This is a genomic window from Virgibacillus carmonensis (assembly GCF_057836705.1).
The window spans coordinates 1-12,147 of sequence record NZ_JBYQFJ010000050.1 but is presented as its reverse complement, the minus strand read 5'-3'; the positions used below and the strand labels follow the sequence as shown (position 1 = coordinate 12,147).

Below are 12,147 nucleotides of genomic sequence, written 5' to 3'. Positions count from 1 at the left end.
CACCTACACGGTGATAGCCACGCTTTTTTATTTACTGGGTTTTGTCCCAGCCTCATTTGTAGAATTAATCATGCTTTACAATTTTGGTTTGTTTGTTTTGCATTACGGAATTCGATGATTATACACTTCAGCTTATTAAAAGTCATATGAACCATAAAATATCCTTTTAGAGCCATGAAATCCTGGCAAACGATCTAACTTATTTGCGGTTCAACTGGTGCTATGCAGGAAAAAAATTCCTTACATGAATAGCTATCTTTCAAAAATAATTTCTGTCCATTTGAAAAACTTATTCCCTCGATTGCTTTTCATCGGATAAATATATTCTAATACTTGAACCGATACTTACTTTTGTTCCTGCACTCGGTTCCTGATCCACTATATAATTACCTGAACCACTTGTTTTAATGGATAAGTTTGTTTGATATTCTGCTAGCCTACCTTTGCTCAGTCCTACTAAATGAGGAACAGACACTTTTGATTGCTCTGGCCATTGGTATTCCTTTTTCAATCCATCTGTTCGCTTCTCGACACCCATTGCACTTAAACTATCTCCAATAATTGTTCCGACTATTGGTGCGGCAACTACCCCTCCAAATTGAACGGTGTTTTTAGGGTTATCGATTGCGACATACACAACAATTTCTGGATCATCTGCGGGTGCAAATCCTATAAATGATAAGACGTAATTATTCTTCATGTACCTTCCATCTAGGCCCACTTTTTGAGCAGTACCAGTTTTCCCACCAACACGGTATCCTTCAGCGAAAGCGCCACGGCCAGTTCCCTTTGCAACAACACTTTCTAATGCATATCGAATTTTTTTAGAAGTTGATTCAGAAATTATACTATCTACCAATTTTGGCTCTATGGTTTTCACTACTTTATTTGTTACTGGATCAATCCATTCTTTAGCAATATGCGGTTCCATTAGATTTCCACCATTTATCGTGGCTGCAACAGCCATTACTTGTTGAATTGGTGTTACGGAGACACCTTGTCCAAACGAAGTAGTTGCAAGCTCCACTGGGCCAACTTGTTCTGGTTTAAAAAGTATACCACTGCTTTCCCCTTGTAAATCAATTCCAGTTTCTTCACCAAATCCAAAGTCCCGAATATAGGAGAACAGTTTTTCTTTCCCTAGCTTCATGCCAAGCTTTACAAACCCAGGGTTAGAAGAATTTTGTACAACCTCCAAATAGGTTTGTAACCCATGCCCCCCTCTTTTCCATGATTTAATCCTTACTCCCTCAACCATAATGTAGCCTGGGTCGTAGAAGGTATCTTCTTTCAGATCCACAACATCTTCTTCTAATGCTGCGGCCAGAGTTATTATTTTAAATGTTGAGCCAGGTTCATACGTACTCCAAATAGGCAAATTCCGACTATAAATAGTTGGATCGTATTGCTTGTATTGGCCAGGTTTGAAATTAGGACGTGATGCCATTGCTAATATTCCACCTGTCATAGGATTGACTGCTATGGCAGATACACCGTCCGGTGAATATCTAGAAACAGCTAGATCCAGTTCCCGTTCTATGATCGTTTGTACCTTCGAATTAATGGTTGTTTTCAAGGTAAGCCCATCTACTGGAGGCTTATATACATCAGCTGGTTCCTCTAGACGTTTACCTTTCCCCGTTGAAAAATAGGAAAGACTTCCAGATGTTCCACTAAGATTATCATCGTAAAAAAGCTCAAGTCCCATTAATCCTTGATTATCTATTCCAGTAAAACCTAACACATGTGACAAGTATGCACCATGTGGGTAATATCTTTTTGAATCCTTTGCAAGATATACGCCATCCATATTATATGTTTGCAAGGCCTTCTCTTGTTTTTCGGATAACTTAATGCCTTCTGGTCTGATACTAACTTTGCTGCTTTTTTCTGTTACCTTTTCATACGCTTTTACTACACTTATACCAAGTTCTTTTGCCAATCTTGTTGCAACTTCCTTTGGATTCTCTATTTGGCTCGGAACAAGAATAACAGATGGTGCAGTTACATTTTCTGTAAGCACTTCACCATTTACATCTAATATCTTTCCTCTTTCCGCCTCAAATGTAATATCTCTACTCCATGATTCATTTGCTTTCTCAATCAGCTCATCCGCAAGAAAAAATTGGACATACCCCAATCGAATGTTAATCGCTATAAATACGCACAAGCCAATTATAAAGACAGCAACCATTCGTTTCCTCACTGTTACCGTAGATACACGTTTCATACTCCATCCCCTTTTAGATAGGCTTGTACCCACTTTATGATTAAAAAAACCAAGATAGAACACGGGTAGTTTCTATTAAAGTCAATGCTTTTATTGGCGCAATATCCGTCATCAAGTTCTATTGACCATCATATAAGTTTAAAACGCATCTTGTTCCCTCACCCATACACGGCGATAAAATGTTCCTAAATCGTAATCATTACTGTTTACAAATCGTAATCATTACGATATGCTATGTAAGTTACAAAAATTAACATATGGAAAGGAATACGAAGATGAAAAAAATTCTTGTTGTTACCATTTTACTTATAATGGGAGTTATAACGATTGGATGTACGACATCAAACCAAGTTTCAATTAGCTCTGATGAACCAGCTCTTACCGTATATACATCTATTTATCCAATTCAGTACGCTGTTGAACAAATCGGTGGAGATACCGTTTCAGTGAAAACCATATACCCACCAGGAGTAGATGCACATACATATGAGCCTACATCCAAGGAAATGATCACATTAGCTGATAGTGATGCTTTTATTTATTTAGGAGCAGGAATGGAAGGATTCGCAGGGAGTGCAGCGGATGCACTATCATCAGAAAATGTAAAGTTAGTTGAAATTGGAAAACATGATGAACTTTTCCGGGTGGATGAAGATACTTCTGATCATAAGGACGAACACACGGATGCACACAATCAAGAAAGTGAACATGACGAAGACAGTGCTCATAATGAAGATACTCATCATGACCATGAGGACGAACACTCGGATAAACAAGATCACGAAAGTGAACATAAAGAAGATAGCGTTCATGATGAAGATACTCAAGCCGATGAAGACGAACACACGGATCCACACAATCACGAAAATGAACATGATGAAAATACAGAAGACCACCATACTGCTGATTCACATGATGGACATAACCACGGCGACCGCGACCCACACATTTGGTTAGATCCACTGCGGATGGTAGAAGTAGCGCAGATTATTAAAGAAGAACTCATTTTATTAAATCCTGATGAAGAAAAAATTTATAACGAAAATTTCGCTACATTAAAAACAAAATTAATTGAATTGGACAAAAAGTTCAAGAACGTTTTGAAAGATAAAGAAGAAAAACGGATACTGGTATCTCATGCGGCTTTTGGATATTGGGAAGAACGCTATGGTATAGAACAGATATCAGTTAATGGCTTATCAACTAGTAGTAAACCATCGCAAAAAGAATTAACACAAATAATTGATAAAGCAGAAAAGTATGACCTAGATTATGTTATTTATGAACAAAATAGCTCTAATTCTATATCGGAAATCATTCAGGATCAAATTGGTGCAGAGGCTATAACCATCCACAATTTATCTATACTAACTGAGGAAGATATTCAAAATGATGAAGACTATATTTCACTAATGAATTACAATTTAGATATACTTGATAAAGTAACCAGGTAATCCATACAAAACCCCGAGATCAGACCTCGGGGTTTCGTGTTTTCACTAATTTTCACCATTTACCTTTTCCGCATTTAATATATATTCACCAAGGACTTCTGCCAATACGTTAGTGGTATTACTCAACTCTTTTCTGTTATTATCAACACCGCCAACTTCTATTAATATGGTCCGTTCCGAAATATCTTGATTATAAATACCACTTCCTTCCGTTTTATCTTTTAAGTAGATACCTCTACTAATCCCAGGGTACCTTTCCTCAATCCTGCTGTTTAATTCTTCAACAAACTTCAAATTCTCTTCGTAATCTTTATGTTCTACACCTACAACAAAATATAACCTTGCATAATCTTTCCCATTGATAGTAATAGTAGTAACATCTTTTCGTTGAGAGTCACGGTGTATATCAATAAAATACTTTAATTCTTCAGTTGTTGAAAGTACTTCTTCTATTGTTTGTCGAGAGAACTTATATGAATCATAGTAATCCCATCCTTTTTCATGTAGTTCTGCTGTGACATTGGTTTTATCGTGAACAGTGTTTATTCCTTGTTCTTCAAGTTGTTCCGTTAGCATGGAACCTACAAGAACTATATTCTTCTTATTATTTGCACTTGATGCTTCACTAGGTTTTCTTTCTGCACCATCCAATAAAGGCAAGAAAGCTTCCCAACTATGACTATGGTAGATAAATAAATTGGCCTCAGATTTGTTTTCAAAGTTTTCTTCTTTGGGTTCGGATTGGTCACTTTCGGAAATATCTTCTTTTGCTTCTTCAAGCAATTTTTCGAAATTAGGAGGGGGTGACTCCATAGGCATATTCGCTAAATCTGATTCTTTTCCAGCAATATAAATTCCCTTTGAAAAAGAACTCAAACCGGGTAGTTCTAACTCAAGTAAACTAGTAAAATTGTTTGGAGTAATTCCAGATGTAATTTCAAAGAATAAGTTTGATACATTTGGAGTTTCTATCTCGTTCTCTTTTAAGTTTGTTTTTAGTTGAGGAATCTCTGTACTCATCATTAAAAGTAATGCATCCTCACTAATGTCAGATTTCGTCAATTTATTAACGAATACGGAATGAAAAAATTTACTCTGATTATTTGGCATGGATACGTATGATACAAATAAAATAATAATTAACATACTAAATAAAACTACTAGAATACTATGTCTCTTCTTCATAGATTTAGCCCAACCTTTCATATGTCTTTTAATATATTATGCTAGGTTGGTTTTAATAGAATTATTTTGTGTTTTCCATTGTAAGCTAGGCAAGTTCCTTTCAAAATTTTTTAATTAGAAACAAACCTCGTATATTTTATAGAGGTATAGAGCAAGGAAGATGTGGACTTAAAACGCTAAGTATATATTGGAATTTAAAAAAGCTCTTTAATCAGGGGGAGCTTCAAGAAAATGCGGACTTACAACATTAGAAAACCTTTAATTGTTTTAGAGATTCAGCCGACACAATCTTTTTCGAGTTAAAATGAAATTTCGAACCATCGACGTATATTATCACGAAAATGCAAGAAACGCGTAGGAATAGTTATAGCTCATTCCATTTTGAGAATTGTTTATAACTCTTAACTATAGGCGCTTATGTTGAAAAGATATAATAGATCAACCATTTTAGTCAGGACCATATGGGTGATCCTCTATTTTATGTTCATGTAATCATTACTACGACAAGCTGTGTAAATTTAAATATTAAACTGATAGGTATACAATTAAGATTCCTTTTCACAGTACATTCTACTCTTATGCCCAAAAGATAATAATACACGTTTTAATACAACCCTTTTATTGGATTTATGGTACGAAACCCAAGTCTTTATTAAAATAGTCTTCCAATCCAGCGGCAATGCCCCTTGCAGCCTTTTCCTGATAACTATCAGTTTGGACAAGCTTTCGTTCTTCAGGATTGCTAATGAAACCAAGCTCAATTAGTAAAGCCAGTTGTTTGTTATCTTTTAACACATGAAAATCCGCTTGTTTCGCTTTACGATCAGTGAGGTTTACGTAATTAATCAGTGATTTCTGAATGAAATTGGCAAGCTTCTCATTTTCTTTACCATCATAATAAAAAGTTTCTATTCCACGTACATATTGGAGTTCAAATGCATTATAGTGCAGACTAATAAATGCATCTGTACCAGTGGAATTACTAATTTGCACTCGTTCCTCCAATGGTATAAACATATCATCCGTTCGGGTTAATGTAACGGAAGCCCCTTTATCACGTAATTGTTCTGCAACTTTTTTCGCTGTAGATAGTGTTAATGTTTTTTCATATACTTTTGATCGAACCGCACCAGGGTCTTTTCCACCATGGCCTGGGTCAATAACAAAATGATAACCAGATAGTGTCTTTTCAGCACTTTGCTTACTTTGAACATCCTGGTTTTCTTCCTTATCCCCGGTTTCGAAAGCTTTCTCTTCTGTTTCATCAAGTTCTTCTTCTAATTTTTCATCCTCATATTTTTGGTCAGGTTCTGCCTCTGACTCCTCGTTTTCGGTATCTTTTGTTATTTGTTGCGGATCAGCTTTTTCATTTACCTCTGACATCTTGGCATCTGGAGATTTATTTTTTTCATCAAGTAAGTATAAAGCGATCCATACTTCTTTCCCATTATAGAATGTTCTTCCCCAACCATATGATTCTTGAAAAATAGTAACTCCTGCACCCTTGTTCAATTCCGTAACGATAGTGGCATTTATATCAGCAGCGTTGCGTAATCTTACGGCAGGTGCTTTAACTTCGTACAGTTTTCCACTTTCTACGGATTCACTGGACTCCGTATCTATTTCCGAAGATGCTGCAATTTCAACTTGCCGTTCTTTTTCGTCTGGCTGTTCGACATCTACCTGTTCCTCCTGTATATCATTCACTGTTTCAAGTTGATATAATGCGACCCATGCTGCTTTTCCATTATAAAATGTTCTTCCCCAGCCATATGATTCTTGAAAAACAGTAACTTTTGAACCGTTTTTTAGTTCAGATAAAACAGTTGCATTTTGGTCTGGTGCATTTCGTAACTCTAATGTTACCGAGTCAACTTTGTATAATTGTCCACTATCCGCATGAGCAGGTGGTAGAATAATAAATAGGCAAACAAGAAAGCCAATACCTATAGTAATGTTCTTTTTCATATTGAATGCCTCCAACTAGTAGTTTACTATATTAACAGGCTTTCCATTAAATTCTACTAATATACTTTCAGATTGTTTATATGGTAGGAGGGCATTCCAAAGTACCCATTTGATTTTTAGGTTTTTAGCAACCGAAGCTACTACGCTCTTAATTTATTTCACTGGAAGCAAAGACATAATGGTATTGGTTTCCAGTTGGATAAGGACATGTAAATAATAGGTAGTGAATACCATGTAAATTTGATTCTGTAAATCTATCTCAGTCTATGCAATAAAATGTTTGATTTACACATGCTGCTTTAACCATTTAAAAAATAGTTCAATTGCTTAAAGTGATTGATAAATGTCACTAACTACTTATGGATCTAAACCAAATCGATTCAGTTCGCTAGTATGGATGGCTCTATCTCGTTATTCTTTCGAGGAAGCTGAGATGCACTGATTGATTCAAATCCAACTGCTTTCTAAGGATCTGCAACCAATAAAGCTTCACTCAATGCCTCGGATCCTTCTGTTTCGTGTACTTGTGCATAAAGCATTATTTTAATGTAAGATTCAGTCGTAAGTTTTTTGGTATAGCAATCTTGTTTTAGACTTTGAACTTAAATAAGGAGTTGATTGATATCAGAAACACTAATCTCTCCTTCCGTACTTAACCCTTGAAGCACTATAACTTTCATATCATGAGCCCTTCCGTAATACCCAAATGCATCATGTGCAGTGACAAGAATCCTTTTGTCCTCCGGAATTTTCTGCCTCTTGCTTCACTTTATCTAGTTCAGCAAAATAAGCCTGTTTATTTCACTCAAAATATTCTGCCTCCTCAGGAGCACATTTTTTTAATTCTTCAACCGCAGCTTCTAATGCTTGCTTCCAAAGATCTATATCAAACCAGATATGTGGATCGACTACCCCTTTTTCACCCTTTAATAACGAGTCTTCGGGAATGGTTTCCCCTATTGCTAGAACAGGTTATGATTCCGATATTTCATCAAATATTTCAACCATGTTAGCTTCCAAATGTAATCCATTGTAACAAACAACATCCGCTTCATCTATAGTTGCAATGTCGCTCTGGGTCGCTTTATATAGATGAGGATCTATCGATGGCCCCATTAAACTTTCTACGTTCACACGGTCAACAACAACAGACTCTTCCTGCGACCCCCTCCATCCCTGCACCTAAATAAATAAAAGCATCACAGATCATTTCCTTAGTTGTAGGCTCATATGTATGTGCATCTACTCCTGGTTGATAAACTGTTTTAACTGAAACGGAATCACCACCGAAAGTGAACAATGAAGGACATAACCATGGCGACCGAGACCCGCACATTTGGTTAGATCCACTACGCATGATAGAAGTAGCGCAAATTATTAAAGAAGAACTCATCATATTAAATCCTGAAAAAGAAAAAATTATAACGAAAATTTCGCTGAATTGGACACAAAATTAGTGGAATTGGATAAAAAGGTTCAAGAACATATTAGAAGAAAAAGAAAAAATGGATTTTAGTATCTCACGCAACTTTCGGATATTGGGAAGAGCGCTATGGTATAGAACAGATATCAGTTAATGGTATATCAACTAGTAGTAAACCATTACAAAAAGAATTGTCTCAAATAATTCATCAAGCAGAAAAGTATAACCTAGATTATATTATTTTGAACAAAATAGCCTAATCCTATATCGAAAATCATTCAGGATCAAATTGGTGCAGAGGCTATAACCATCCACAATTTATCTATTTAACAGAGGAAGATATTCAAAATAATGAAGACTATATTTCATTAATGAATTATAATTTAGATATACTTGATAAAGTAACTAAGTAATCCATACGAAATACCCGAGATCTATTCAGAACTCGGGTATTTCCGTATTTTTACTAATCTTCACCATTTACTTTGTAGTGGTATTGGAAAAAATAATGGTCTAGCATTTCTAGTCCTTTCCTTGTGTAATTTACTAAAATAGCCAACTGCTAATTTTATCTATGTTTGTCTTCCTTTGTCAAAAGTATTTACACCAATACTTTAGTCCTGCATAATACTGAATGGATATTCACTATAGCATTAGAATATAGGAGGAATTTTGAAATTGTATATACAAATAAAGTTGAAACAATATATAAACACAAAGAAACAGGAAATGATTAAGTTAGCCCTTAACAAAGGAATCACAAGTAAAGAAACTGTTAAATGCAGTCAGGAGTTAGATCATCTATTGAATTTGTACAGAGAAATTTTATATAAAAAAGTTGGATGATATGGGTAGGTAAAAAGTAATCACCTTAGATAGTCAAAATAGCCCCATAAACATATGCTCTTATACCTATCTTCAAATGTTCCCATGCATAATGAAAGAGGACAATTCATACTTTAAAATCCTATCCAATTGTGAATAGAAAAGCTATTCCAGTTGGCTGCAAAATTCTGAAGGAATAGCACCATTTATCATAGTGCATTTTGTCTTAATCAAATCTATGAGCCTTAATTCGTGGCTTTGAAACTTATTGAGTTTCATCTAATACATTTCCCCCTGCTGCTACAGTTGAACAAGAATAAAGTGATAATTTATTGATGTAAAACAACCGTTAGTAATAAATTGACCTTCTTTTCCAATGCGTTGATTTATTTGTTTTGTCGAGTTAAAGTGGAGATTTTATTCTATCTAAAATCGTAAAAAAATATATATTAAAAGTAATTGAAATATCTGACCGGTTGTCAAAGCTGATTGGCTTGGGGGTATGATGCTTGTTTTAGTTGCATTCCTATGTTTCAGCCTATATGTTTTTTCGAGTATTGAGGAAAATATGATTTTCCCGGTCAAACTTATCAATCTCTACATGCTTATCTGTTCTTCAGATGTAGTGGATTTCTCAAAATAACTAAGCAATCGTTCAAATCCTTTCTCAAACCCTTTATTTCAAATCGAAATGGGAATTTGTAATGAAAAAAATAAACTCTAAATTAAAAAGATAATCTCATATCGTTGTATTTCCGCATTATTCCTGACACTACCCCTATAATGCTATTTAAACCCTTACATATTATTTCATAAATCCAACAAGTCTCTTACCTATATTTATTCAATAATATTATAAAGGAATGAAACTCGATAACGCTTAAAAATTAATTGAACATAAAAGCTGAATTCTCCCATTTTAATGTAGCCCTAATTGATTTACATTCATCACGGTCTTGACTTATACCCCCCTGCGATATATCTTTCTTGCATGTATTTCGTTGCTCGTAAAACCTTGGGTATATGTTTAGGTGCACAAGGTGAGTAAAAAACAATTCCTCTTCGATGGTTGGTGGATTATTATGATACATAATATAGATAATTATTGGAGAGCATAGAACCTAAACAGTAATACTTAATGGGGGAAATCTAATGAAACATGAAGTCAAATTGACATCAGCAGAAATCACACAGCTATGGACTGCATACATGAATGATAGTGCGGTAATATGTAAATTAAATCAATTTATTGCAAACGTTGAAGATGATGAAATAAAACCAATTGTCCAGCATGCAATAGAGCTTTCAAACGGTCACTTATTAGCATTAACTGAAATTTTCAGCAAAGAAACTCAGCCAATTCCATATGGATTTAAAATGGAAGAAGATGTAGATTTAACTGCCCCTAAGTTATTTTCTGATACATATGTATTAAATTACATTCATCAAATGAGCAAAATAGGATTACAAGCTTACAGTTTAAGTTTGTCTTTTTCTACAAGGGATGATGTTTACAGTTATTTCAGTGAATCTCTTCATGAATCAGATCAATTGCTTAAAATCGCAAATCAATTATTACTGTCCAAAGGGATTTATATTAAGTCACCATACTTACATACAACTGAAAAAATTGACTTTGTAAAAAGCAAGTCCTTCCTTACTGGTTATTTTGGTGAAAAAAGACCTCTAGCTGGCACAGAAATAACTAATCTATATGCAAACCATCAAAGAAACGGAATTGGGTTAGCCACTATGGCCGGCTTCAGTCAGGTTGCAAAATCAGAAGAAGTAAGAAAGTTTCTTGTTAGGGGAAAGAAAATTTCACAAAAGCACTGTGAGATTTTTGGTTCAATATTACGGGAAAGTGATCTTCCGGTACCAATGACGTGGGATTCAGAAGTAACTGATTCAACTACTTACACTTTTTCTGATAAGCTAATGATGTTTTATTCTACAGTTTTAACTGCTTTAAGTGTTGGGTACTATGGGGCAAGCATGTCAATGAGTCCTAGGAGAGATATAGGTGTGCAATATAGCAGACTCACTATAGAAATATTAAAATATGCAGAAGATGGTGCAAACATCATGATCAAAAATGGATGGATGGAAGAACCACCTAGAGCATTAGACAGGGATGAATTGGCAAAGAAAAAATAAATGACTAGCCTTTCTATTATGTAATATTCTGACTAAAGACAAATATTTATGGTTTGTATGCTTATCAATTTCTGACCCAAAACAACTACAAAGTCTTTTGAGGCACCCTAAGAGCTTTTTTAATCACTTGAAAGGATTCCTAGTCCCCACCTGTTATTGTATAAACATCAAAAATAGCTAGAACTATGTAGTGATAAATATTGTTTGAAAGTAGTAATGCATCATTCTGTTTCATATAAATAGACAATTCTTCTATACATTCCTGTACAACTTCTTGTTCGTTTTTTTTCAAATCCCATAAAAAGCACCAGTTCCAAGCCGGTATAGAAATTATAGTAATATCATCCATATAGTAAAGATATACCTTAGTATTTCCATACTTCCTTAGTACCTCAAACTGTTTAATTTGTAGTTGGTATTCTATATTAAGCCCCCCTATTTTCAGCTTTTATTTTTCTCGTTCCTTAAATCTTTTGCATCTATTAGTGTGATTTTGGAGATTCCTGTAAAAGCCTGTTTGGTGCTTTTCCTTTTTATTACAGTAATTATACAACTTAAATACAACAATTACTAAATAAATTTAGGGGATTTGCTAGTGTATCTTCTAGAATAGGGACCAAGCAAAATCCAAGTCAGCAGGAATAAAATTTTTGAAACTTATTTTATACAAGATAGTAAATCGTTTTATGTTTTAATGTACTCGGTTCTCAACCCATTGCTAACTTCGGTTACCAAAGTTTTTAAGAGGAGAAAAACATGAGGCTGGGACATAACTAGCCAAAAATAACTTAAAAAAATAGTTCCGATCATCGGTTTTTGATGATCAGAACCATTTTTCGTTGAATTGTTGTCATTATCTATTGGTTGTTTTGTCTTCATGGCGGTGTACTTCCTCAAGTTTACCG

At 34.7% G+C, this 12,147-nt stretch carries 10 protein-coding genes and 2 pseudogenes; 5 read left to right on the top strand and 7 right to left on the bottom strand.

Going from position 1 to position 12,147, the window contains the following annotated elements:
* Positions 1-289 precede the first annotated feature (289 nt).
* A complete protein-coding gene (locus tag AC3G7N_RS19740) occupies positions 290-2,230 on the bottom strand; it encodes a stage V sporulation protein D (RefSeq protein WP_489423876.1) in 1,941 nt (646 codons plus the stop codon).
* A gap of 275 nt (positions 2,231-2,505) precedes the next feature.
* Between AC3G7N_RS19740 and AC3G7N_RS19735 the strand changes: the two genes are divergently transcribed.
* Positions 2,506-3,684, top strand: a complete 1,179-nt coding sequence (locus tag AC3G7N_RS19735; RefSeq protein WP_489423875.1) for a metal ABC transporter solute-binding protein, Zn/Mn family — start codon at positions 2,506-2,508, stop codon at positions 3,682-3,684.
* A 45-nt stretch (positions 3,685-3,729) separates the two neighbouring features.
* On the opposite strand, the gene spoIIP is transcribed toward AC3G7N_RS19735, so the two are convergent.
* From spoIIP to AC3G7N_RS19715, 4 genes and pseudogenes are all read right to left on the bottom strand, one after another.
* A complete protein-coding gene (gene spoIIP, locus AC3G7N_RS19730) occupies positions 3,730-4,869 on the bottom strand; it encodes a stage II sporulation protein P (protein ID WP_489423874.1) in 1,140 nt (379 codons plus the stop codon).
* A gap of 627 nt (positions 4,870-5,496) precedes the next feature.
* A complete protein-coding gene (locus tag AC3G7N_RS19725) occupies positions 5,497-6,837 on the bottom strand; it encodes an N-acetylmuramoyl-L-alanine amidase family protein (protein WP_489423873.1) in 1,341 nt (446 codons plus the stop codon).
* A 608-nt stretch (positions 6,838-7,445) separates the two neighbouring features.
* Positions 7,446-7,977 (bottom strand): annotated as a pseudogene (locus tag AC3G7N_RS19720) (metal ABC transporter solute-binding protein, Zn/Mn family); the annotation flags it as partial.
* A gap of 10 nt (positions 7,978-7,987) precedes the next feature.
* Positions 7,988-8,125 (bottom strand): annotated as a pseudogene (locus AC3G7N_RS19715) (metal ABC transporter solute-binding protein, Zn/Mn family); the annotation flags it as partial.
* Between the two features lie 4 nt (positions 8,126-8,129).
* Here AC3G7N_RS19715 and AC3G7N_RS19710 point away from each other — a divergent pair.
* The 4 genes from AC3G7N_RS19710 (at position 8,130) to AC3G7N_RS19695 (ending at position 11,242) form a co-directional block, all read left to right on the top strand.
* A complete protein-coding gene (locus AC3G7N_RS19710; RefSeq protein WP_489423872.1) occupies positions 8,130-8,294 on the top strand; it encodes a metal ABC transporter solute-binding protein, Zn/Mn family in 165 nt (54 codons plus the stop codon).
* A 52-nt stretch (positions 8,295-8,346) separates the two neighbouring features.
* A complete protein-coding gene (locus AC3G7N_RS19705; protein ID WP_489423878.1) occupies positions 8,347-8,520 on the top strand; it encodes a metal ABC transporter solute-binding protein, Zn/Mn family in 174 nt (57 codons plus the stop codon).
* A 418-nt stretch (positions 8,521-8,938) separates the two neighbouring features.
* Entirely contained in the window at positions 8,939-9,106 is a 168-nt protein-coding gene (locus AC3G7N_RS19700) for an aspartyl-phosphate phosphatase Spo0E family protein (RefSeq protein WP_489423871.1), read from the top strand.
* A gap of 1,131 nt (positions 9,107-10,237) precedes the next feature.
* Positions 10,238-11,242 carry a DUF3231 family protein gene (locus AC3G7N_RS19695; RefSeq protein ID WP_489423870.1) on the top strand — a complete coding sequence of 335 codons (1,005 nt, stop codon included), beginning with the start codon at positions 10,238-10,240 and terminating at the stop codon, positions 11,240-11,242.
* A gap of 139 nt (positions 11,243-11,381) precedes the next feature.
* Here the strand turns inward: AC3G7N_RS19695 and AC3G7N_RS19690 are convergent, their stop codons facing one another.
* Together AC3G7N_RS19690 and AC3G7N_RS19685 are read right to left on the bottom strand one after the other, a co-directional pair.
* A complete protein-coding gene (locus AC3G7N_RS19690; protein WP_489423877.1) occupies positions 11,382-11,648 on the bottom strand; it encodes a YueH family protein in 267 nt (88 codons plus the stop codon).
* 278 nt (positions 11,649-11,926) lie between these two features.
* Positions 11,927-12,147: hypothetical protein (locus AC3G7N_RS19685; RefSeq protein ID WP_489423869.1), on the bottom strand; the 221-nt coding region annotated here is incomplete at its 5' end.

Excerpts from the sequence above, each read along its gene's own strand:
- AC3G7N_RS19740 (WP_489423876.1), bottom strand. The coding sequence starts at position 2,230 with ATGAAACGTGTATCTACGGTAACAGTGAGGAAACGAATGGTTGCTGTC.
- AC3G7N_RS19735 (WP_489423875.1), top strand. The coding sequence starts at position 2,506 with ATGAAAAAAATTCTTGTTGTTACCATTTTACTTATAATGGGAGTTATA.
- spoIIP (WP_489423874.1), bottom strand. The coding sequence starts at position 4,869 with ATGAAGAAGAGACATAGTATTCTAGTAGTTTTATTTAGTATGTTAATT.
- AC3G7N_RS19725 (WP_489423873.1), bottom strand. The coding sequence starts at position 6,837 with ATGAAAAAGAACATTACTATAGGTATTGGCTTTCTTGTTTGCCTATTT.
- AC3G7N_RS19695 (WP_489423870.1), top strand. The coding sequence starts at position 10,238 with ATGAAACATGAAGTCAAATTGACATCAGCAGAAATCACACAGCTATGG.